Raw genomic sequence first — 22,268 nt, forward strand, 5'->3', positions numbered from 1 at the left:
TGTCATTGACGCGCATATTGCAAGGCGGGTTCGCTGAAAGATCGGCCAATTCTGGAATGACGGCCCGAAAGACAGGGTCGGCTCGGGATTGCTCCCGGCCGACCCGTCCATCGCCACGACCATCATCGACTTGCGAACACGCGATCCCGGGGGGCTGGGGGGCTGACGAAAACCGGAAAAGCGCGCGAAAGCCGGCCGTGGCAATGACAACAGATATTGGCCAGCTCGTTTGACCTGCAAGGGGCTCAATAGGGGCGAAAATGTGAATTTTGCTTATAGAGGCTACGGTTAAGAAGCGCCCCGCCGATTTGTGCGGCCGTTGCCGCAGAGAAGGCTTGCCCTGACGCCGCCATCGCGCAAACATGACGGAAAGTTGGAGATGACGCATGGCGGAGTCGGAGACGACAGAGCCCAGCCGATATCGACCCGCCCTGACCGTGGTGGCCGGCTCCGGAAGACCGGGGCAGGGCGATAGCCCGGCGGGGTGGGGAGAGGGCGGCGCAAATCCGCTTGTCTCGTTCGACCGGCGCGAACTCAACCAGCTTTTCAATCTCTACGGCGCAAAGGTCGCCTCGGGCGAGTGGCGCGATTACGCTCTCGATTTTACGCCGTCCAAGGCCGTATTCTCGGTCTTCAGGCGCACGAGCGAGGCGCCGCTGTATCGCATCGAGAAGAACCCGGAGCTTGCCCGCAGGCAGGGCGCATATGCGGTGATCGCCGCCGGCGGCCTCGTCATGCGCCGCGGGCACGACCTCGCCCGGGTGCTGCGCGCGCTCGACAAGGGCCTGCGCATTGTCGGGGCCGAATAGAGAGACGCGCAACGAAAAAAGCCCCGCCGGAGCGGGGCTTCAGATCACTGACAAACCCCCGTCATTTTTGGCGGGGGTTTTTGTTTTGGTTGGGGAGGAGGGCGAAGTGGCGGATTTTTCGAGGAGTGAATGGGTCCTGGGGCGTCACGCAAGCCTCGGATCGGCCCTGTTGGCCATGAGCAGGGCGATCTTCTTCATATTCTGCGCGGCGGCGGCGAGCAGGCATTGCCATCGCACGCGCAAGAGACCCCGGAACCGCGCGTAGCGGTGGCCGAAGAGCTGCTTGGCGTCGGCGAAGGAGCGCTCCACCGTTTCCTTGCGCCGCTTGTAGATAAACCTGCCCTCGATGGTGAGCCGATGGGCGTCGACCCGTTCGCGCGCGTCCTGCCAGACGTGGCGGGTGAGGGTGCGCTCGGCCTTGGCGTTGCCGGTGCAAGAGCCCAGCAGCGGGCAGGCGCGGCACGCGGCCGGGTCGGATTTGTAATGCCGGTAGCCCGTGCGATCCGTCGTCGCATAAGCGAGCGCCTGGCCCTGCGGACAGCGATAGACGTCGGCCTCGGGGTCGTATCGAAAGGCGCTTTTGCGCATCATGCCGGGCTTGGGCGGCGTCGGATTGCGATAGCCCGTCACGCCGTAAAGCCCACGATCCTCCAGCCCTTTGGCGATCCCCGCCGTGGCGTAGCCGGCGTCCAGCCCCACCGCGCGCACATTCAGCTCGAAGCGGTCCCGCTGCCGGTCGAGCCGCGCGAGATAGACGATGCTGTCATGCACATTGGCCGGCGTCGCGAAGCTGTCGGTGATGATCCCATGCCGCCCGTCCACCGTGCGGTGGTCGAGATAAAAGAAGCCCTTCGGCTTGCCATCGCGCGCCATATAGCCGCTCTCGGGATCCGTGCGGGACACTTTGGTCTCGACAACGGCGGGCTGGCGCTCCTTCTCCGGCAAGGGCTTCTTGCCGTGCGCGGCGCGGTCTTCGTCGATCGCGGCGTCGAGCGCCGCCCAATAGTCGGCGCGCGACTTCTCGACCACGGCTTTGTCGAACTTGTTCTTGTTGGCGCTCGCCTTCAGATGCGTCGAGTCCGTGTAAAGGACCTTTCCCGACACGAAGCCGTGCGCGATCGCCTGCTCGACAATGCGGTCGAAGATGTCCTGCGCGACGCTCTCGTCCTGATAACGCCGGCGGAGGTTCTGGCTCAGCGTCGAGGCGTCGAAGACCGGATCGGTCAGCTTCAGCCGCAGAAACCAGCGATAGGCGACATTGACCTCGATCTCGCGCACGAGCTGGCGCTCCGAGCGCACGCCGAACAGATAACCGATGAACAGCGCCTTGAACATCAAGGTCGGATCGAGCGGCGGCCGCCCATTGTCCGGGCAATAAAGCCCCGCGACCCGCTCGTGGATGAACGAGAAATCGACCGCCGCCTCGATTTTCCGAAGCAGGTGGTCGGCGGGGACAAGCTGGTCGAGCGTCACCATCTCGATCGCCGTCTGCTCAGGGCCGGGTTTGCGAAGCATGACCCAGTGAATCAAAAACCCCCAGCTTGCGCCAGGGGTTTGTCAGCAGTCTGAAGCCCCGCCGGAGCGGGGCTTTTCGGGTCTTGGCCGGTTAGTCGCTGCGCTGGTTGCCCAGCAGGAACATCAGCGACTGGAACATGTTGATGAAGTCCAGATAAAGCGACAGCGCGCCGAACACGCTCATCTTCTGGGCGGCCTCATAACCCGCGCCTTCGTAATACATGTTCTTGATATTCTGGGTGTCCCAGGCGGTGAGGCCCGAGAAGATCAGCACGGACAGGATCGACAGCGCGAACTGAAGGCCGGTCGACTGCAGGAACAGGTTGACGAGGCCGGCGATAACGAGTCCCCAGACGCCCATCACGAGGAAGGAGCCGAAGGCGGAGAGGTCACGCTTCGTCATATAACCGTAGAGGCTCAGGCCGCCGAAAGCCGCCGCCGTAATGAAGAAGACGCGCGCCACCGACACGCCGGTGAAGACCAGCAGGATCCACGACATGGACAGGCCCATCACCGCCGAGAAGGCGAGGAACAGGTTGCGCGCCGTGGCCGCCGACATGGCGGAGGCGCGCGCGCCGATGAGGAACACGAAAGCCAGCGGCGAGAGCATGATGACCCAGCGCAGCGGCGTGGTGTAGATCAGCGTGCCGAAGGGCGACAAGGCGACGAGCTTGCCGCCGACGAATTGCGGATTGGCGAGCATGAACGCGCCCAGCGCCACAAGGCCCGTCACGGCGAGGCCGAGTGTCATATAGTTGTAGACGCCGAGCATGTAGGCGCGCAGGCCCTCGTCGATCTCGGCCGTGGTCGACCGGGCGACCCCGCGGCCGTAGCCGAAGCTCGTGTTGCGGTCGTAATGAGACATAGCGATCCTCTCGATCTCCAAGGCCGGGCGCGCGGCAATCCGCCATCGCCCGTGGCCTGAACCATTATGGCTCCCTGCAATATGGCTTGGGCCTGATTGCGAGGCAATATGCGGTCGGATGAACTCTTGTTAAGGTGATACTAGGCTTAAGAGAGCGTTTTCGCCCCGGCTCGGGGCGGACCCGCCTTCCGGTCGGCCGGCGCCGCTTCGCACCTGCACAATCGCCTTGGCGAGGCGTCGGCGATCCCTTGCAGCCCCTCCACAACGCCCTGGTCTACGCCGGGCGGCGCGCTACGCGTCGCGCCGCTGGATATGTTGCAGAGCGGGATAGATGACCGATTGTCGCACCCTTGCTCATATAACGGAATGCGATAACATCAAACAAACGGCGTCGCCCGCCTTCCGGGAGCGGTGGGAATTTGCGCGGCGCAAAACCGAGTTCCTGAGCGTCGCGTGTCTTTGCCGCACGAAGACCAGGAGGAGAAGATGAGTGACGATGCTTCAACTTCGTTTCACGCAATCATGAAGCCCATGAAGCTCCTCGCCCTGGCGGCCGGCCTCGCCTTCGCGGCGATGGCCGCGGGTCCGGCGGAGGCCCATGGCCGGCTGGGCGCCGCGGAAGGCCGCTGCCGCCTGTTTATCGGGCCGGACATCATGAACTTCACGGGCTACCTGCCCGAGGCCTCGAAAAACGAGTTTTGCGAGGATATTCCCTCGACCGGCCCCATGATCATGGTGCTCGACGCGGAGCAGGACGAGCTTCGCGACATGAAGATCGAGCTGCGCATCGTAAAGGATGTGGGCGGCGCGGCCAGGGAAAACGAGAATCTCGACGCGGTGACCGTGGCTTACCAGCCGCCTAAGACCTATCCGACCGGCACGGTCAACTTCGAGCACAATTTCAAGGACGGCGGCTATTTCGTCGGCATAGTGACGGTGACGGGCGACCATGGCGAACGCTGGGTGTCGCGATTCCCCTTCTCGGTGGACCGCACCTTCATGCGCGATCTGCCTGTCTATCTGACGCTGGCGCTCGGCGTGATCGCGGCGTTTCTCATCTATCTCGTACATCGCCGCCGCAACCCGCCGCCGCAAATTTCGACGGCCGCAATGGCGTTCAAGACGCCGCCGCTTCCTCCGGTCGATCCGACCGACGCAGGGGCCGAAGCAGGGGCTGAGTCGACGTCCGGGGACGCGAGCCCGTCCGACGGACCCAAGGACGACGCCGGCGGGGCCAAGCGCGACGACGACCACGACGATATCGACAAATACAAGACGGCCGCGGAGTAAGCTTCCGCTTCGCCAATGTTTTCAAGGGACCGCCGCCCTCTTTTCCGGGGCGGCGGTTTTTCATTTTATTCCCCGCCGTCGATCTGCCGGCCGATGATCGCGATGGCGCGTTCGTAGACCGAGGCCGCGTTCCACGCCTGGATCGCCGCGAAGTTCGGCTCGCCCGGCTGATAGCCCGCGCCCGCCTGCCAGCCATGGGCGTGCAGGAAGTTCGCCGTGGACATCAGCGCCGCCTGGGCGTTGTCGAGATTGCCCACGCCATAGTGCAGGATGTTCTTCGGCAGGAACTGCGTCTGGCCGATCTCGCCATGCATGGAGCCGCGCGCGCCCGGCGAAAGCCGTCCATGGTCGATCAGCTCCAGCGCCGCATAAAGCTGGTCGGTGAAATATTCCGACCGCCGGCAGTCATAGGCGAGCGTCGCCACGGCCGAGAGCGCGTGCTGGTTGCCATGCACGGCGCCGAAGCCCGTCTCCATGCCCCAGATGGCGAGCAGCGGGCCCGGCGGCACGCCGTAGCGGCTCTCGATCGACTGGAAGAGGCCCGCCATGGAGCGCTTGAGCTGGCGTCCCTTCGCGACGATCGCGTTCGCCCCGCGCTTTTGCATGAAGGCTTCGAGCGACAGGTGAAAGCTCTTCTGCCCGCGGTCGGCGCCGATGGTCGCCGAATTGTAGTGCGTGTCCATCAGCGCATCGACGCCGGCGGAGCCCACGCGGCCGCGCGATTCTTCGGCGAATTCCTGCTTCCAGGCCTCGAAACCGCCGGCGCCGCTGCCGCAGCGCGCGGCCTGCGCGGGCGCCGCGCCGACAATCGCGGCGGCGATAATGAGCGCCGCCGCGCCGGCTTGGGAAAATCTTTTCATCGGCCTCCTCCTGGGGCGTTTCCGAACGCCGCGAGCCTAACCAATTTTGGCGCCTCGGCAACCATGGCCTGCGCGCCGAGGGTGCGTTCGTATATTGTTCTTGCGCCCGCCAACGCCCGCGGCTACGATTGTCTAGTTTAAGCTTGCGGTTCTTGGAGCGTTTGGCATGGCGGTTCGGGTGGCGACGGTCGCGTTCGAAGGCGTGGAGGCGCGTCCAGTCGACGTTCAGGTGCAGATTTCGCCCGGGTCGGTCGTGTTCAACGTGGTCGGCCTCGGCGACAAGGCGGTCGCCGAATCGCGCGAGCGCGTGCGCGCCGCCCTCATCGCCTCGGGCCTCGCGCTGCCGGCGAAGCGAGTCACCGTCAATCTCGCGCCGGCGGACATGCCGAAGGAAGGCAGCCATTACGATCTTCCGATCGCGCTCGGCGTGATGGCGGCGATCGGCGCCATCCCGTCAGACGCGCTGGAAGGCTTCGTCGTGCTTGGCGAACTGGCGCTCGACGGGACGCTGACGCCGGTGACGGGGGCGCTGCCCGCCGCCATGGCGGCCAACGCCCGCGGGCAGGGGCTGATCTGCCCTAGGGAATGCGGCCCGGAGGCCGCCTGGGCGTCGCGCGAGATGGAGGTGCTGGCCCCGCGCTCGCTCATCCAGCTCGTCAATCACGTGAAGGGAACCCAGGCGCTGGCGCGGCCGGAGCCGGCCGTGCGCGCCCGCGCCGCGGATCTGCCCGATCTCGCCGACATCAAGGGGCAGGAGAGCGCCAAGCGCGCGCTGGAGATCGCGGCGGCGGGCGGCCACAATCTCCTGATGAGCGGTCCGCCGGGCGCCGGCAAGTCCATGCTCGCGGCGCGGCTGCCCTCCATTCTTCCGGCGCTGACGCCGCGCGAACTGCTTGAAGTTTCGATGATCCATTCGGTCGCCGGGCAGATCGCCGGGGGCGAGCTCACGGACCGCCGTCCCTTTCGCGCCCCGCATCATTCGGCTTCCATGGCCGCGCTGGTCGGCGGCGGGACGCACGCCAAGCCGGGCGAGATTTCGCTCGCCCATAACGGCGTGCTTTTCCTCGACGAACTGCCGGAGTTCCAGCCGCAAGTTCTCGACAGTCTGCGCCAGCCGCTCGAGACCGGCGAGGTAGCCGTTTCGCGCGCGAATCACCGCGCCGTCTACCCGGCGCGTTTCCAGCTCGTCGCGGCCATGAATCCCTGCCGCTGCGGCCATGCGCTCGATCCGGGTTACGCCTGTCGCCGCCAGCCCAATGAGCGCTGCGTCGCGCAATATCAGGCGCGGCTTTCCGGCCCGCTGCTGGACCGCTTCGACCTGCAGATCGAGGTTCCGGCCGTCACCGCCGCCGATCTTGTCCTGCCGCCGCCCGCGGAGGGGTCGCGGGAGGTCGCCGCTCGCGTCGCCCGCGCCCGCGCCTTGCAACGAGACCGTTACGAAGCGCTCGAGCTACCGGGCGTCGCCGCCAACGCCGCCGCGCCAGCGGCTGTCGTCGAACGGGTGGCCAAGCTCGACGGGCCGGGCGCCGCCCTCATTCGCGAGGCTTCGGACCGGTTCGCGCTTAGCGCGCGGGGTTTCCATCGCGTTCTCAAGCTCGCGCGCACCATCGCGGATCTCGACGGTTCGGAGGAGGTGACGCGCCCGCATCTCGCCGAGGCGTTGTCCTATCGCGCCGGGCTTGCCGCGGGGCGGGTCGCCGCGTGAGGGATGGGATACTTTATCAATCGACCCGCGCCATGATCCGCGCCGCGAGCGGAGTCTGATTGATGAGCGGCGCAGAAATTTCGGTCCTCATCGTCGCGCAGGCGGCGGTCCTGCTGCTTGCGGCGGCGGTTTTCTTTGCTCTCCGTAAGGGTCCGCACAGGCGAAAGCCCGGCGAGGTCGAGGCGGAGCTGGAGCGCCTGCGCGACGAAATCTGGGAGCTGCGAGCCGCGGCGGACGCTCGCGACAAGGCGGAGGCGGCGAGCCTCGCCAAGTCCCGCTTTCTTGCGACAGTGAGCCATGAAATCCGCACGCCGCTCAACGGCGTGATGGGTCTCGCCCAGCTCCTCGCCATGACGCGGCTCGACGCCGAGCAGGCGAGCTATGTGGAGGCGATCAACGATTCCAGCCGCGCGCTCGCCCAGCTCATCGACGACATTCTCGACTTCTCGAAGATCGAGGCGGGCAAGCTGGAATTGCGCCGCGAGACCTTCGCGCTGGCGCCTCTCGTCGAGGGCGTCGTCGAATTGCTGGCGCCGCGCGCCTTCGCCAAAGGATTGGAAATCGCGAGCGTCATCGCGCCCGACGTCCCGCGCGAAATCGAGGGAGATCCGTCGCGGCTGCGGCAGGTGCTCGTCAACCTCATTGGCAACGCAGTCAATTTCACCGAAACCGGCGGCGTGGGGCTGCGCCTGTCGCGGCGCGGCGAGACTCTGCGCTTCAAGGTGCGCGACACCGGGCCGGGCGTCCCGCCGAACGCGCGCAAGGCGATCTTCGAGGAGTTCGAGCAGGGCGACGCCTCGGCGACGCGGCGTCATGGCGGCACCGGCCTCGGCCTCGCCATATCGCGCCGGCTGGTCGCTCAGATGGGCGGCGCTTTGGCCCTGGCCGAAACCTCCGACAAGGGCTCGACCTTCGCCTTCTCGCTGCCGGGGCCGGCGGGCGCGTCGCCGGCCCCGGAGCCGCTCCTGGGATTGAACGTCCTGGTTGTCGGCGCCAGCCGTTTCGAGGCGCCCTATCTCGCCGAACGCCTGCGCTCGGTCGGGGCGATGGCGGCCGTCGCCGAAAGCGAGTCGGCCGCGCGGGGACGCCTTTCGCGAAGCGAAGCGCTCGACGCCGTCATCGTCGACTGCGCTGTCGGGGCCGAAAACGCCGCGGGGCTGGCGGCGGCGGCCCGAACGGCTGGCGCGCGTCGCCTCTTCCTGCTCTTCTCCCCGCTGGAGCGGCGCGCTTTCGGCGAAGCGGCGCTCCGCGATTTCGACGGCTGGCTGGTGAAGCCCGTGCGATGCGCCTCGCTTGTGTCGCGTCTTTCGCAAGGGCTTCGTCGACAGGCGGCGGATGCGCCGAGGGCGGCGGCTCCGGAGCCTGTCCAGTCGCTCGCCGGTCTCAAGGCGCTCGTCGCCGAGGACAATGACATAAACGCGCTGATTCTCATGCGCCACCTTGGCAAGCTCGGCGCCGAAGCCGCTCGCGCGCGCAACGGAGCCGAGGCCGTCGCCATGGCGGCGATGGAGCCTTACGACGTCATCGTCATGGATCTCTTCATGCCCGAACTCGACGGGCGGGAAGCGACGCGCCGCATCCGTGAGACCGAGGCCGGCGCGAGAGCGCCCCGCACGCCCATTCTGGCGTTGACCGCAAGCGCGCAGGAAGAGGACGAGCGCGCGGCCCGCGCCGCCGGCGTCGACGCCTTTCTGACGAAGCCCGTCGATTTCGCGGCGCTCGCCGCCACGATCGAGGAATTGCGTCTTGCGCCGCGCGAGGCCGAAAGGCGCGGCGTTGCGGCCCTTCAGCCGCCCAGTGGGGCAATCGTCCCGAACCTGCCGGCGCGATAATCGTCGAACGCTTCCGCAAGCTCGGCCGGGCTGTTCATCACGAAGGGGCCTTGCTGCGCGACAGGCTCGTCGATCGGTTCGCCGCTCAGGAGGAGCAGCTTTGCATCGGCCTGCGCAGAGAAGGCGACCCCGCCGCCATGCCGGTCGAAGACGATCGTCTCCCCCGCCCGTGCATGGCCCTCCTCATTGACGACGACCGGACCGTCGAGGACGGCGACGACGAGATTATGTCCCTTCGGCAAATCGAAAATCGCATTTTGCCCTTCGTCGATGCGAACGTCCCAGACGTTCATCGGAGTCGCCGTCTGCGCCGGTCCTCTGAAGCCCGCCCACTCGCCCGCGATCACCCGGATCATTCCGACCTCGTCGTTCAGCTCGACGCGCGGAATGTCGTCGTCACGCAAGGTCTGGTAGCGCGGCCGCGTCATCTTCAGGCGCGCCGGAAGGTTGACCCATAGCTGCGCCATCTCGAACCGCCCGCCGCGTCTGGCGTAAGCCTCGGAGTGATATTCCTCATGGAGCACGCCGGCCCCCGCGGTCATCCATTGAACGTCGCCGGGGCCGATGACGCCGCCCGCTCCCGTAGAGTCGCGATGCGCCACCTCGCCGTCATAGACGACGGTCACGGTCTCAAAGCCGCGATGCGGATGCTGACCCACGCCGCGTCGCTCTTTCGTGGGCGGAAAGTCGAAGGGGGCCACATAATCGCAAAGCAGAAAGGGGCTGACGCGCGGCCCTTGCGCCTGGTGCGAGAAGAGCGTGCGCACGGGAAAGCCGTCGCCGACCCAATGGACCCTCTCAGGCGCGGGATAAACGCCACTGACCTTTCTCATCGCCGGCTCCTTCGCGCCGCCTCCGCGGCGCCGACCGCTTCGAATTTATCTGGCGCGCCTTGGTCCAGGTTCAAACGACAGGCGCGCTCGGCGGCTTGACGGGGCCGTCCGAAGCGACAAGAAGCGCTGAAGGCAGCTGAAGGGGATTTTGATGGACTGGATCATCTTGTTGATCGGCAGCGTTTGCGAAGTCGGCTGGCTCGTGGGCATGAAATACGCCGAGGGCTTCACGCGCTTCTGGCCGACGGTCGTCATGCTGATTTTCATGATCGCCAGCGTGGGCTGTCTGGGTCTCGCCGTTAAGACGATCCCCGCCGGCACAGCCTATGCGGTCTGGACCGGCGGCAGCATCGCCGCCGTCGCAATTGTCGGCGTGTTTCTTTTCCATGAGCCGGCCACGCCATTGCGGCTGGCCTCCTTCGCCCTGATCGTCGCGGGCATGGTCGGACTCAGAATAAGCGGGGTCAATTAGGCTTGGCTCCGCACGCCTCCGCGCAAAGGAAGCGGCGGGCTGCGCCAGCCGCTTCGGGTGCTGACTAGAAATAGCTTTCCAGCGCGCCCCTGCGCCGCACGTCGAGCGTCGCGCAATGGAAGGCGCCGCCAAAGGCCGCGTAATGCAGGAAGGGAACAGGGATCGGCTCATAGCCCCATTTTTCGACCTGCCGCATCATGTTGACGTGATGCGGATCGACGATCATGCGTTTCTCGTCGACCATGAGAATGTTCATGCTCAGCCATTTGCCGCACATGGACGTGATCTTGAGGATGCGGTCCTCGATCGGCGTCGGCTCGGGCGCGACGAGAATGTCCCATTTCTTTAGAATGTCGGGCAACTCGTCCGGGTTGATATATTCCGGGTTGATGAGGAGGCGGCCCGGTCCCAGCGGCAGGATCGTCGTGTCGATATGCATGGGGTTGGGGCAGCGGCTCTTGATCTCGTGGATGCGGTAGCCCTCGCCGAGATGGCGGCGCAGCCAGTCAATGCCCATCGCGTTCGTGACATTCGAGCGGGTCACGAATATGTCCCGGCCGCAGCGGAAGAAATCGGCGGCGTCGAAAACCGGCTCGAACTCGGTGAGAATGTAGCGGATCGGCTCGCCCTTTTCGGGGAGCTTGAAATTCGGATCGAAGAGGTCGTCGGTCAGTTGCGGCTTGGGCGCCGAGGTCCAGCGCGCGCCGCGGCGGAAATAGTCCTTCAGGATCGGCCGGTAGGAATGCGTCTCGAAATAGCGGCAGGGCCAGGCCATCGGCGTTTCGAGAATCTCATCTCCAATGACGAGCATGGAGTCGCGCGGGCAGGAATTGCAGAAGCCGCGCGACGACCAGTAGGGCGTCGAGAATTTGGCCTTATGATTGAAAGGCTCAGGCCGGGTGACCGTGACGCCGAGTTGCTCGAGCACTTTGATGAAATTGTCGAGTTCCTGCTGCGCGGGTTCGACCATGAATTTCGGGAATTTGAAGCCCGCCGCCAGCGCCTGGGCGCGCGCCGCCATGCCGGGAATGTTGCAGGTCACGACCGGGTGGTCGGATGGAATCGTCGAGCCCTCCAGGCGGCCAACGATGATTTCCTCCAACGGATCCCACTCATTATGCGAATTGACCGGGCATTCGGCTGTGACAGTATCTGGCAATGGCGCGTAAACGTTCATTCGAAAACCCCCGTCTCGTCCCCTGATAATCTTTTTCTTTCGGCAGCTTTCGGCTGCGCCGGCGCTGAATATGTCGCATGAACGCTGTCTGTCCACCGCGCTTGCAATTTCTCCCCGTTTGGCCCATAAGCCGCGCTTCCGAACCGCCCGGCCAGTAGATGGGCTGCCGTGGCGGTTCTTTTCGCTCGCGCGAAACGCGCCCTCAAGATCCAGTTGGATCCGGCGCGTCAAGAATCAACAGGGCCAAGGCCCAGGAGAGCAAAATGCCCAAGCTGAAGACGAAATCCGGCGCGAAAAAGCGCTTCAAGATCACCGGTACCGGCAAAGTGGTCTATGCCCAGCAGGGCAAGCGCCACGGCATGATCAAGCGCACGAACAAGCAGATCAGAAATCTGCGCGGGACGAATGTTCTGTTCAAGACGGACGGCGACAACATCAAGAAATACTTCCTGCCGAACGGCTGACCGCCCCGCAACATAAGCAGAATTCTGAAGGAGTTTCGTCATGGCTCGCGTGAAACGGGGCGTTACGTCCCACGCCAAGCACAAGAAAACGCTCAAGGCCGCCAAGGGCTTCTACGGCCGCCGCAAGAATACGATCCGCACCGCCAAGGCCGCCGTCGACCGCTCGATGCAATATGCGACGCGCGACCGCAAGGCGAAGAAGCGCACCTTCCGCGCTCTCTGGATCCAGCGCCTCAACGCCGCGGTCCGCGAGCACGGCCTGACCTATTCGCGCTTCATCGACGGCCTCGCCAAGGCGGGGGTCGAGATGGATCGCAAGGTCCTGTCGCAGCTCGCCATCGAGCAGCCCGAGGCTTTCGCGGCCATCGTCGCCCAAGCCAAGTCGGCGCTGCCGCAGGCAGCCTAATTCGCTGATTAGGCTCTAATTTCGGAAGGCGCCCGCTGGCGACGGCGGGCGCTTTTTTGATTTATTCCAAAAAACTTCGGATCAAACGATCGGTTTCGAATGTTGCTCCTGTCAGAAAGGTAGACAGGAGTAAAGCACATGAAAGGCAAATCTAGACGCGGCGCTGTCGCCGCCGCCTTGAGTAAAGTGCTGGAAGCGGTTCGCGAGTCGCTTCCCGGTCCGGCGTTGGCGCTGCGCCCGATTCCCGTCCGTCGTCCCACCGCGCCGCGGCGGCGTGATTAGGATGATCGCCACTCAGCGTTCGCCTGCGCCGGCCTTCCTGATCCTCCGCTCGTCAGAGTTTCGTGGCCGCCGACGCAGGCGCTAGAAACTTTTTCGGAATTCGACGCGGTTCGGTTTCTTGACCGGCGGCGCGGGTTTGACTTCGCCAATTCTTCCTCTGCCAATTCTTCCTCCGCCAAGTCTTTTTCCATACAATCTTTTTCCATAAGGGTCCGAGCGCCCCGCCGGACGAAGCCCTCGCCGGGCGGATCGCGCAGCGCTAAGTTGGCGTGCATGCCTATTCGGAAAATTTCACGCCCGGTCGAAGACGCGCCTCTTTGTCGCGAAGCCCCGCCTGCGGGCCGCCGGGCGTCACGAGGCGGGAGATTGTCTTAATGGCCAATGCATATGATCTGATTGTCATCGGCGGCGGCCCCGGCGGCTATGTCGCAGCGATTCGCGGCGCGCAGCTCGGACTGAAGACGGCAGTCGTCGAGCGCGAGCATCTCGGCGGCATCTGTCTCAATTGGGGTTGCATTCCCACAAAGGCGCTGCTCCGGTCGGCGGAGATCTATCGACTGGCGACAGACGGCGCGCGTTTCGGCGTCACGGGCGCCGCGCCGGGCTTCGACGCCGCGCGCATCGTCGCCCGCTCACGCGAGGCGGCCGGCCGGCTGAATGCGGGCGTCGGCTTCCTGCTCAAGAAGAACAAGATCGACGTCATCTGGGGCGAGGCGACGCTGTCGGGCAAAGGCGAAGTGAGAGTCGGCGCGCCGACGAAGCCGGCCGTGACGCCGCAATTCGCGCCGCCGAAAAACACGCTCGGGGAGGGCGCCTATCAGGCGAAGCACATCATCGTGGCGACCGGCGCCCGCCCGCGCGCGTTGCCGAGCCTGGAGTCCGACGGGCGGCTGGTCTGGACCTATTTCGAGGCTTTGAAGCCGGAGCGTTTTCCGAAGTCGCTGCTCGTCGTCGGCGCCGGCGCTATTGGAGCGGAGTTCGCGTCGTTCTTTCGGACTTTCGGCGTCGAAGTGACGCTGATTGAAGCATTGCCGCAAATCCTTCCGGCTGAAGACGCTGAGATCGCCGCTTTCGCGCGCAAAAGCTTCGAGAAGCAGAACATCTTCATCAAGACCGCGACGATGGTTGCGGGGCTTGAGAGAAAGGCGGACAGCGTCGTCGCAACGTTGAAGGGCGCCGACGGCGCGAGCGAAACGCTGGAAGTCGAGCGCGTCCTCTCGGCCGCAGGCGTCGTGGCGAATGTCGAGAAGCTCGGACTCGAGAGCCTTGGCGTCACGATCGAGAAGGGCGTCGTCAAGACGGACGGACTGGGGCGCACCAATGTCGAGGGCGTCTACGCCATCGGCGACGTTGCGGGCGGCCCGATGCTCGCGCACAAGGCCGAGCATGAGGGCGTGATTTGCGTCGAGGCGATCGCCGGCCTCAATCCGCATCCGCTCGACAAATCGCGCGTGCCCGGCTGCACCTATTGCCATCCGCAGGTGGCGTCGGTCGGCCTCTCGGAAGAAAAGGCGAAAGCGGCCGGTTATGACATTCGCGTGGGCCGCTTCCCCTATCTCGCCAATGGCAAGGCGATTGCGCTCGGCGAGCCCGAAGGGCTGGTGAAGACGATCTTCGACAAGAAGACAGGAAGGCTGCTCGGCGCCCATCTCGTCGGCGTCGAAGCGACGGAGCTCATTCAGGGGTTCGTGATCGCGATGAATCTTGAGACGACAGAAGACGAACTGATCCACGCCGTCTTCCCGCATCCGACATTGTCAGAGACGATGCATGAGAGCGTATTGGATGCGTTTGGGAGGGCGATTCATGTCTAGCTCCCTCTCCGTGAAAACGGGGAGAGCGTTAGGGTAAGAGGCGAAGCGACATTAAATCCGCCGGGTTCCGTCATCGACGTCCGCGCGTCCGGGCTATGGCTCGCCCCTCGCCCGTGACCTCTTCCCGCACGCGGTGAGAAGGGGCGCAAAGCGGCTTGAATGCAACGCCTGCGCCTCTATGTCAGCCTTGAGTCATCCAGAAGAAGCTAAGCCCGTGCGCCTGAAAATCTTGGCCTCGACCGTCGCTTTCTCGCTCGCATCCACCGCCGCATTCGCCATGCTCAAAAAAGGCGACGCCGCGCCGGATTTTTCACTGCAAGCCGCGCAGGGCGGGAAGGATTTCACTTTCTCGCTGAAGGATGCGCTGAAGAAAGGCTCGGTCGTTCTCTATTTCTACCCCAAGTCCTTCACCAGCGTCTGCACCGAGGAGGCGCATGAATTCGCCGAGGCGATGGATCAGTTCGCCGCGATGAACGCTTCCGTGATCGGCGTCTCGGGCGACGGGATCGAGACGCAGCGCGAATTCTCGACCAAGGAATGCCGCGACCGGTTTCCTGTCGGCGCCGATCCCGGCTTCAAGGTCATCAAGGACTATGAAGCGTCCTTCGATCTGCCGATCGCGGGGCCGATGTTCGCGAGCCGCATTTCCTATGTGATCTCGCCGGAGGGGAAGATCCTTTCCGCCGTCTCCGACTCCGGCGCGACGAAGCATATCGAGAGCGCGCTGGAGACGGTGAAGAAATCGAGGGGAAGCCACTGAGCCGTTCCCTCACGGCAAGGAGCGAGGCCGCGAAACAATCCAGGCCGCGTTCCCTGACCTGGATGGCGTCGCTTCGCTGGCAATGACGCTGCGGCGCGATTAAGCGCTTTTCTCCGGCAGGTTCAGCCTTATATGCAGCTCCCGAAGCTGCTTCATCGTGGCTTCCGACGGCGCGCCCATCAGCAAATCCTCCGCGCGCTGGTTCATCGGGAAGAGAGTCACCTCGCGCAGATTTTCTTCCTCGGCGAGAAGCATCACGATACGGTCGACGCCGGGCGCGATGCCGCCATGGGGCGGGGCGCCGTATTGGAAGGCGCGATACATGCCGCCGAATTTTTCGAGCAGCACGTCCTCGCCATAGCCGGCGATCTCGAAGGCCTTCTTCATGATCTCGGGGCGGTGGTTGCGGATGGCGCCCGAGGACAGCTCCACGCCGTTGCAGACGATGTCGTATTGATAGGCGAGGATGTCGAGCGGGTCCTTCGTCTCCAGCGCCTCCATGGCCCCTTGCGGCATGGAGAAGGGGTTGTGCGAGAAATCGATCTTCTTGTCTTCCTCGTTCCACTCGAACATCGGGAAGTCGACGATCCAGCAGAATTCGAAGACGTCGGTCTTGGAGAGGCCGAGCTCCGAGCCGATTCGCAGGCGGGCCATGCCCGCGAGCTTCGCGGCCGGGGTTTCCTGGCCGGCCGAGAAAAATACTGCGTCGCCCGCCTTCACGCCGGCCTTCTCGGCGATTTTGGCCTGAACGTCGGCCGGGATGAACTTCGCGATCGGGCCTTTGCCGACGAGCGCGCCGCCTTCCTCCTCGAAGATGATGTAACCCAGCCCCGGCGCGCCTTCCGAGCGCGCCCAGTCATTGAGCTTGTCGAAGAAGCTGCGCGGCTGAGAACTGGCGCCGGGCGCGGGGATGGCGCGCACGGTCTTGCCCTTGAAGGCCTTGAAGCTGACATTCTCGCCTTCGAACTCCTCCGAGACGTCGGCGATGATCAGCGGGTTGCGCAGGTCCGGCTTGTCGGAGCCATATTTCAGCATGGACTCGCGGAAGGGGATGCGCGGAAATTTCTGCGTCACGGGCTTGCCCTTCGAGAACTCCTCGAACACGCCGCGCAGCACCGGCTCCATGGCCTCGAACACGTCTTCCTGCGTGACGAAGCTCATCTCCACGTCGAGCTGGTAGAACTCGCCGGGCGAGCGGTCGGCGCGGGCGTCCTCGTCGCGGAAACAGGGGGCGATCTGGAAATAGCGGTCGAAGCCCGCGACCATCAGCAACTGCTTGAACTGCTGCGGGGCCTGCGGCAGGGCGTAGAACTTGCCGGGATGCAGGCGCGACGGCACGAGGAAGTCCCGCGCGCCCTCAGGCGAGGAGGCGGTGAGGATCGGCGTCTGGAACTCGAAGAAGCCGCCGGCCTTCATGCGCGCGCGGATCGAGTCGATGATGCGGCCGCGCAGCATGATGTTGTTGTGCAGCTTTTCGCGGCGCAGATCGAGGAAGCGGTATTTGAGGCGGATGTCTTCCGGATAGTTCTGGTCGCCGAAGACCGGCAGCGGCAGCTCGCCAGCAGGGCCGAGAACCTCGATTTCCGTCACGTAGATTTCGACATGGCCCGTCGGCATGTCCGGATTTTCGGTGCCCGCCGGGCGCTTGCGCACCTCGCCGTCGAGCCGGACCACCCATTCCGAGCGCAGCTTTTCAGCCAGCGAGAAGGCCGACGAATCGGGGTCCACCACACATTGGGTGAGGCCGTAATGATCGCGCAGGTCGATGAACAGCACGCCGCCATGGTCGCGGATACGGTGGCACCAGCCGGAGAGGCGGATTTTCTGGCCGGCGAGGGCCTCGTTGGGCTCTCCGCAGGTGTGCGAACGGTAGCGATGCATGGGCCGCTTTCGGTCTGAAACGTCTGGGAATGCCGGAAGGGCCGGCGCGTGCGCGCCAAGAAGCGCAATGGCCTTGCCGCTGTCAAGCGCCGGCGGCTCGGCCTTGGGCCGGCGCAGGGCATGGTCACTTCCTGAAAAACGACTCGGCGGCGGCGCTGGCCGCCTGCTTCGCCCTGACAGCAGCCTCCAGGCGCGCGATCTCCTGTCGCAGGGCCGCGATCCGCGCCTCGAGCTCGGCTACTGACAGAAGGTCGGGCGGCTGGCCGATTTGGAAAGGAGCGGCGGGGCGAGGCGCGTCGTCGTCGTTGCTCATGATGGTTCGTCAAGATTTGGTTAAGGCAAACGTGGTCGCATTCTTACTGTGACGTTTCCAGATTGAGTCGTCCACGGATGTATCTGGTCCTCTCCATCCCATTTTTCACCGCGTTCTTCCTCGCGTGGAACAGGGTGCGAGGTTTCCTCGCGCCCGGCGCTCATTTGGATTTCCGCCCGCTCTTCCCGCGCGACCCGCTTTATGCCCTTGCGATCTGGCTCGACGCCCAAAAGGTCGCCGAAATCCAGTTCGTCGCCTATACGCTGGTCGCCGGCCTTTTCCTCGCTGCGCTCGGGTTTTTCTGCGATGTGCTGCTGAGAGGCAAGGGCTTCGGCGCATCGGGCAACGCCTCGCTGCTGCTCACCGGCATCCTGTTCGCGGCCTGGGCGTGGAGCGTCTGGGCGCCTTACCCCTACCAAAGCGGCGTCGCGCCCATGGTTTTCGCCGCGGCTTTCGGGGGCGGGCTCGTGCTGCTGATGGCCGTGGAGCTCAAACATGTGATCGTCGCCAAGCTGGACGAGCTGGGCAGCGGCGCGTTGGCGGCGTCCCCCCGGAAGCCGCGGCCGCGCACGGCCCAGGACGTCATCGGGCGCCGCGTCGGCAGGGCTTCATGCGCCAATTTCACCCAACGGCGGTGAGCCTCTCCCGCGCGCCGGCCGCGATTTCCACCGCGCCTCCCAAGGATCGCGGCCGTCTCCGCCCGCCGCCGCTGAGCGGCCAGTCGGCCTCGCCCGCACGCGCCTGAAAAATCAGCTCTCGCCGCGACAATTGTTTAGGCCTATCTGCTATTGTGCGCCCGCGAAGCCGAACAGGGTTCGTCCGGCCGGGGCTTGACCGGCGTTAGACCGTCATTGGCGGAAGACGAGAGCGATGACCAAGTGGGTCTATAGTTTCAGCGCTGGCAAGGCCGACGGCTCGGCCTCCATGCGGGACCTCCTCGGCGGCAAGGGCGCAAATCTTGCGGAAATGGCCGCCCTCGGCCTGCCGGTCCCGCCGGGCTTCACAATCACCACCGAGGTCTGCGCTCATTTTTACGCCGGTGGGCGCAGTTTCCCGGCCGACCTCGAGGCGCAGGTCGACGCCGCCATGGCGGAGATCGGCCGTGTCGCCGGCCACGCCTTCAACGATCCCAAATGGCCGCTGCTCGTTTCCGTGCGCTCCGGGGCGCGGGCCTCCATGCCCGGCATGATGGACACGGTGCTCAATCTCGGCCTCAATGACGAGACGGTCGAGGCGCTCGCCAATTACTCCCGCGACGCACGCTTCGCCTGGGACTGCTACCGTCGCTTCATCGAAATGTATTCCTCCGTCGTGCTGGGCGTGGAGCACCATATTTTCGAGGACGCGCTCGAGGAGCTGAAAGAATCGAAGGGCCTGACCCTCGACACGCAGTTGAGCGCCGACGACTGGCGCGCGGCCGTCAGGCAGTTCAAGGGAATTGTCGAAGCGAATGCGGGCGTTGAATTCCCCCAGGATCCGCGCGCGCAGCTTTGGGGGGCCATCAAGGCGGTCTTCGCCTCCTGGATGAACCATCGCGCCGTCGTCTATCGGCACCTGCACAATATTCCCGAGGACTGGGGCACCGCCGTCAATGTGCAGGCCATGGTCTTCGGCAATATGGGCGCGACCTCCGCGACCGGCGTCGCCTTCACGCGCAATCCGTCGACCGGGGTGAAGGAGCTTTACGGCGAATATCTGCTGAACGCGCAGGGCGAGGACGTCGTCGCCGGGCTGCGCACGCCGCAGCCGCTGACCGAAGTCGCGAGCCGCGCCTCGCCGGGGGAGAAGATTTCGCTCGAAGCCGCGATGCCCAAAGTCTTCGCCGAATTCACGAAGATCGCGGACAATCTCGAACGGCACTACCGCGACATGCAGGACATGGAGTTCACCGTCGAGCGCGGCAAGCTCTGGATGTTGCAGACGCGGAGCGGCAAGCGCACGGCGCGCGCGGCCCTGAAGCTGGCCGTCGACATGGCGAATGAAGGCCTCATCACGCGCGACGAGGCGCTGCTGCGCGTCGAGCCGACCTCGCTCGACCAATTACTGCACCCGACGATCGATCCCGCCGCCCGTCGCGACATTCTCGCGACCGGCCTTCCGGCCTCGCCGGGCGCGGCCTTCGGCGAGATCGTCTTCAATCCTGAAGAGGCGGAGGCGCTCTCGGCTTCGGGCCGCAAAGTGATCCTCGTGCGCACGGAGACGAGCCCTGAGGACATTCACGGGATGCACGCCGCGGAAGGCATTCTCACCGCGCGCGGGGGCATGACTTCGCATGCGGCGGTCGTCGCGCGCGGCATGGGCAAGCCCTGCGTGACGGGCGCGGGCGCCTTGCGAATCGATTATGACGAGCAATGCTTCACCGTCGCCGGCAAGCGCTTCGCCAAGGGCGACAAGATCACGATCGACGGCTCCGCGGGCCACGTGATCGCCGGCGAAGTGAAGATGCAGCGACCCGAGCTCACCGGCGAATTCGCTGTTTTGATGGGCTGGGCGGATCAGGTGCGCCGTCTCAAGGTTCGGGCCAACGCCGAGACGCCGTCCGACGCGCGCGCCGCGCGCCGCTTCGGCGCCGAGGGCATCGGACTCGCGCGCACGGAGCATATGTTCTTCGAGGGCGAGCGCATCGTCGCCGTGCGCGAGATGATCCTCGCCGACGACGCGGAAGGGCGAAAGGCGGCGCTCGCCAAGCTGCTGCCGATCCAGCGCGAGGATTTCAAGCATCTTTTCGAGATCATGGCGGGACTGCCCGTCACGATCCGCCTCCTCGATCCGCCGCTGCACGAATTCCTGCCGCATACGGATTCGGAGCTTGCGACGGTCGCGCGGGCCATGGGCGCCGATCCCGTGAAGCTGCGCCGCCGCGCGCTGCAACTCTCGGAATTCAACCCCATGCTCGGCTTCCGCGGCGTGCGCCTCGCGGTGGTTTTCCCGGAGATCGTGGACATGCAGGCCCGCGCGATTTTCGAGGCGGCGATCGAGGCGAGCCTCTCGACGGGCGAACCTGCGCAGATCGAAATCATGGCGCCGCTCGTTTTTGCGCGCGCCGAGCTCGATCTGGTGAATGCGCGCGTCGACGCCATGGCGAAGCTCGTCGAGGACGAGACGGGCGTCCGCCCGCGCTATCATATCGGCACGATGATCGAACTGCCGCGCGCCGCGCTGCGCGCCGACGAAATCGCGCCGTCGGCGGACTTTTTCTCCTTCGGCACGAACGATCTGACGCAGACGACGCTCGGCATCTCGCGCGACGATTCGGGCTCGTTCCTCAATGCTTATGTCGAAAAAGGCCTCCTGCCGCACGACCCCTTCGTGTCGATCGACCAGGAGGGCGTCGGCGAACTCGTCGCGCTCGGCTGCGAGCGCGCTCGCAAGGCGCGTCCCGATATTGCGCTCGGCGTCTGCGGCGAGCATGGCGGCGATCCGGAGTCCGTCGCCTTTTTCGACAAGATCGGGATCGATTACGTGTCCTGCTCACCCTTCCGCGTGCCGATCGCAAGATTGGCGGCGGCGCAGGCGGCGTTGGGGAAGAAAGCCGAGGGGACGGCCTAACCACCCTCCCCGAGGGGGAGGGTCGGCGCGCAGCGCCGGGGTGGGGTGAAATCGCTTCCCTATCACTCCGGTAGCTGCTGAACATCCCCGCTCACGGCGTTGTCGCCGCAGCCTCGCCCCGCCCCGAAGCGCTTCGCGCTTCGACCCTCCCCCGCAAGGGAAGGGTGGCGCCTCACGAACTCTCCAGCTCCTCGTCGATATGGTTCGCCTCGAACCGCCGAACGATCAGACGCACCAGATACAGGCCGAATTCCGGATTCTGGAAATAGAGCTGTTCGAACTGCTCATAGGTGATCGTCAGCAGGCGCGCGTCGGTCAGGCATTTGGCTGTGGCCGTGCGCTTGCCGGATCTGGTGAAGAGCGCCATCTCGCCAAAAATCGCGCCGGGGCCCAGGACGACGCCTCGTTCAAGGATTTCGATCTTGCCGTCGACAAGGACATAGGCCTCATTCGCCGTATCGCCCTTCCTGAAGACGAAGTCGGTCGCCCGCACGCTTTCGGGATGCATGAAGGGCTTCAGCCATTCAATGTTCAGATCATTGGCGTTGGCCTCGCGCACGCTGTCGATCAGGCGGTTCATCTCGCGCAGGCGGGAGAAGTTGAGCGGCAGATTGATCGCGTGCTTGGCGATCGTCGGCAGCGTCCCGGTCAGGAGGCCATAGGTCACGCCGAGCACGTTGCACACCATGGCGGTGAGGCGCAGCGGGATCATGCGTTTCATATAGGCCGAGCCGACGACGCTCGCGGCCTCCGCCCAGGCCAGCGTCGTCAGCGCGATGGTCCCCGCGCTTTTTCCGGAGTCGGAGGTCGCCCAGTTCGTCATCGCATCGATCAGATCGGACATCATCGCTCCTTGCTTCGCCCGGGCTCGGCGTTCCGCTTTTAGAGAATCGGGCCGGCCGCCGCCGCCAGATCAGGAAAGCTTTGGCGCGCCGCCAAGACAAGCGCAAGAAAAGCCGGTCCCGCTGGACTTTCTTGCGCGCTTGCGCACATCTCGCCTCATGCGACAAGCGGCCAAATTGCATCGGATCGAGACGGGCGGGCGCGGCTTCTACGAATTCACCGCCGCGCTCGCGGATTTCGTGCGCAGCGAGCGGATGAGCGCGGGGCTGCTCACCGCTTTCTGCCGACACACCTCCGCGTCGCTCCTCATCCAGGAAAACGCGGATCCCTCTGTCTTGGCGGATCTGGAGGCGGTCTTTGCACGGCTGGCGCCGGAGGGAGCGGGCTACGCCCACGATACGGAAGGGCCCGACGACATGCCGGCCCATATCCGCGCGGCGCTGACACAGACGCAGCTTTCCATCCCCGTCATCGGCGGGGCGCTCGCGCTGGGGACGTGGCAGGGAGTTTATCTTTTTGAGCATCGCCGGCGGCCGCATCGGCGGGAGATCGCGCTGCATGTGATCGGAGAGTGACGTATGTCCCCCTCTCCCCGCAG

At 65.1% G+C, this 22,268-nt stretch carries 20 protein-coding genes; 12 read left to right on the top strand and 8 right to left on the bottom strand.

The annotated features are described in order from the left end of the window. Nucleotides 1–386: 386 nt before the first annotated feature. Nucleotides 387–809, top strand: a complete 423-nt coding sequence (locus tag ACNHKD_RS07815) for a DUF2794 domain-containing protein (RefSeq protein WP_442756506.1) — start codon at nucleotides 387–389, stop codon at nucleotides 807–809. A 144-nt stretch (nucleotides 810–953) separates the two neighbouring features. On the opposite strand, the gene ACNHKD_RS07820 is transcribed toward ACNHKD_RS07815, so the two are convergent. Together ACNHKD_RS07820 and ACNHKD_RS07825 are read right to left on the bottom strand one after the other, a co-directional pair. Next, on the bottom strand, nucleotides 954–2,324 hold the full coding sequence (locus ACNHKD_RS07820; protein ID WP_442756507.1) for an IS1182 family transposase: 1,371 nt from the start codon (nucleotides 2,322–2,324) through the stop codon (nucleotides 954–956). 91 nt (nucleotides 2,325–2,415) lie between these two features. Then, entirely contained in the window at nucleotides 2,416–3,189 is a 774-nt protein-coding gene (locus ACNHKD_RS07825; protein ID WP_442756508.1) for a Bax inhibitor-1/YccA family protein, read from the bottom strand. Between the two features lie 486 nt (nucleotides 3,190–3,675). On the opposite strand from ACNHKD_RS07825, the gene ACNHKD_RS07830 reads away from it, so the two are divergent. Next, nucleotides 3,676–4,479: a hypothetical protein gene (locus ACNHKD_RS07830; protein ID WP_442756509.1), complete on the top strand. Its 804-nt coding sequence runs from the start codon at nucleotides 3,676–3,678 to the stop codon at nucleotides 4,477–4,479. Between the two features lie 65 nt (nucleotides 4,480–4,544). Here the strand turns inward: ACNHKD_RS07830 and ACNHKD_RS07835 are convergent, their stop codons facing one another. Continuing rightward, nucleotides 4,545–5,339: a lytic murein transglycosylase gene (locus ACNHKD_RS07835; protein WP_442756510.1), complete on the bottom strand. Its 795-nt coding sequence runs from the start codon at nucleotides 5,337–5,339 to the stop codon at nucleotides 4,545–4,547. Between the two features lie 166 nt (nucleotides 5,340–5,505). Between ACNHKD_RS07835 and ACNHKD_RS07840 the strand changes: the two genes are divergently transcribed. Together ACNHKD_RS07840 and ACNHKD_RS07845 are read left to right on the top strand one after the other, a co-directional pair. Further along, the gene (locus tag ACNHKD_RS07840; protein WP_442756511.1) at nucleotides 5,506–7,044 is read left to right on the top strand and encodes a YifB family Mg chelatase-like AAA ATPase; all 1,539 of its coding nucleotides are present in this window, start codon (nucleotides 5,506–5,508) and stop codon (nucleotides 7,042–7,044) included. Between the two features lie 62 nt (nucleotides 7,045–7,106). Beyond that, on the top strand, nucleotides 7,107–8,876 hold the full coding sequence (locus tag ACNHKD_RS07845) for an ATP-binding protein (RefSeq protein ID WP_442756512.1): 1,770 nt from the start codon (nucleotides 7,107–7,109) through the stop codon (nucleotides 8,874–8,876). On the opposite strand, the gene ACNHKD_RS07850 is transcribed toward ACNHKD_RS07845, so the two are convergent. Continuing rightward, entirely contained in the window at nucleotides 8,831–9,709 is an 879-nt protein-coding gene (locus tag ACNHKD_RS07850; protein WP_442756513.1) for a pirin family protein, read from the bottom strand. The genes ACNHKD_RS07845 and ACNHKD_RS07850 overlap by 46 nt on opposite strands. Nucleotides 9,710–9,860: 151 nt before the next feature. On the opposite strand from ACNHKD_RS07850, the gene ACNHKD_RS07855 reads away from it, so the two are divergent. Further along, entirely contained in the window at nucleotides 9,861–10,181 is a 321-nt protein-coding gene (locus ACNHKD_RS07855) for a DMT family transporter (protein ID WP_442756514.1), read from the top strand. Nucleotides 10,182–10,245: 64 nt separating this feature from the next. On the opposite strand, the gene ACNHKD_RS07860 is transcribed toward ACNHKD_RS07855, so the two are convergent. Further along, nucleotides 10,246–11,358: an amidinotransferase gene (locus tag ACNHKD_RS07860; protein WP_442756515.1), complete on the bottom strand. Its 1,113-nt coding sequence runs from the start codon at nucleotides 11,356–11,358 to the stop codon at nucleotides 10,246–10,248. A 263-nt stretch (nucleotides 11,359–11,621) separates the two neighbouring features. Here ACNHKD_RS07860 and rpmI point away from each other — a divergent pair, with 263 nt between their 5' ends. The 4 genes from rpmI (at nucleotide 11,622) to ACNHKD_RS07880 (ending at nucleotide 15,084) form a co-directional block, all read left to right on the top strand. Further along, complete coding sequence (rpmI, locus tag ACNHKD_RS07865) at nucleotides 11,622–11,822, top strand: 50S ribosomal protein L35 (protein WP_036287582.1); 201 nt, start codon at nucleotides 11,622–11,624, stop codon at nucleotides 11,820–11,822. 40 nt (nucleotides 11,823–11,862) lie between these two features. Continuing rightward, nucleotides 11,863–12,228 carry a 50S ribosomal protein L20 gene (rplT, locus tag ACNHKD_RS07870; protein ID WP_442756516.1) on the top strand — a complete coding sequence of 122 codons (366 nt, stop codon included), beginning with the start codon at nucleotides 11,863–11,865 and terminating at the stop codon, nucleotides 12,226–12,228. Between the two features lie 656 nt (nucleotides 12,229–12,884). Then, nucleotides 12,885–14,324, top strand: a complete 1,440-nt coding sequence (gene lpdA / locus ACNHKD_RS07875; protein ID WP_442756517.1) for a dihydrolipoyl dehydrogenase — start codon at nucleotides 12,885–12,887, stop codon at nucleotides 14,322–14,324. A 277-nt stretch (nucleotides 14,325–14,601) separates the two neighbouring features. Continuing rightward, complete coding sequence (locus ACNHKD_RS07880) at nucleotides 14,602–15,084, top strand: peroxiredoxin (protein ID WP_442756863.1); 483 nt, start codon at nucleotides 14,602–14,604, stop codon at nucleotides 15,082–15,084. Nucleotides 15,085–15,183: 99 nt separating this feature from the next. Here the strand turns inward: ACNHKD_RS07880 and aspS are convergent, their stop codons facing one another. Beyond that, nucleotides 15,184–16,965 carry an aspartate--tRNA ligase gene (gene aspS, locus ACNHKD_RS07885; RefSeq protein ID WP_442756518.1) on the bottom strand — a complete coding sequence of 594 codons (1,782 nt, stop codon included), beginning with the start codon at nucleotides 16,963–16,965 and terminating at the stop codon, nucleotides 15,184–15,186. A gap of 124 nt (nucleotides 16,966–17,089) precedes the next feature. After that, nucleotides 17,090–17,278: a DUF1192 domain-containing protein gene (locus tag ACNHKD_RS07890; RefSeq protein WP_442756519.1), complete on the bottom strand. Its 189-nt coding sequence runs from the start codon at nucleotides 17,276–17,278 to the stop codon at nucleotides 17,090–17,092. A 77-nt stretch (nucleotides 17,279–17,355) separates the two neighbouring features. Here ACNHKD_RS07890 and ACNHKD_RS07895 point away from each other — a divergent pair, with 77 nt between their 5' ends. Continuing rightward, nucleotides 17,356–17,916: a hypothetical protein gene (locus tag ACNHKD_RS07895; protein WP_442756520.1), complete on the top strand. Its 561-nt coding sequence runs from the start codon at nucleotides 17,356–17,358 to the stop codon at nucleotides 17,914–17,916. Nucleotides 17,917–18,148: 232 nt separating this feature from the next. Next, on the top strand, nucleotides 18,149–20,827 hold the full coding sequence (gene ppdK, locus ACNHKD_RS07900; RefSeq protein ID WP_442756521.1) for a pyruvate, phosphate dikinase: 2,679 nt from the start codon (nucleotides 18,149–18,151) through the stop codon (nucleotides 20,825–20,827). A gap of 172 nt (nucleotides 20,828–20,999) precedes the next feature. Here ppdK and ACNHKD_RS07905 read toward each other — a convergent pair whose 3' ends face one another. Continuing rightward, nucleotides 21,000–21,674 carry a Crp/Fnr family transcriptional regulator gene (locus ACNHKD_RS07905; RefSeq protein WP_442756522.1) on the bottom strand — a complete coding sequence of 225 codons (675 nt, stop codon included), beginning with the start codon at nucleotides 21,672–21,674 and terminating at the stop codon, nucleotides 21,000–21,002. 154 nt (nucleotides 21,675–21,828) lie between these two features. On the opposite strand from ACNHKD_RS07905, the gene ACNHKD_RS07910 reads away from it, so the two are divergent. Next, entirely contained in the window at nucleotides 21,829–22,245 is a 417-nt protein-coding gene (locus ACNHKD_RS07910; RefSeq protein WP_442756523.1) for a secondary thiamine-phosphate synthase enzyme YjbQ, read from the top strand. The last annotated feature ends 23 nt before the right edge of the window (nucleotides 22,246–22,268 follow it).

It is taken from the genome of Methylocystis sp. JAN1 (assembly GCF_052186135.1).
Taxonomy (GTDB): Bacteria; Pseudomonadota; Alphaproteobacteria; order Rhizobiales; family Beijerinckiaceae; genus Methylocystis.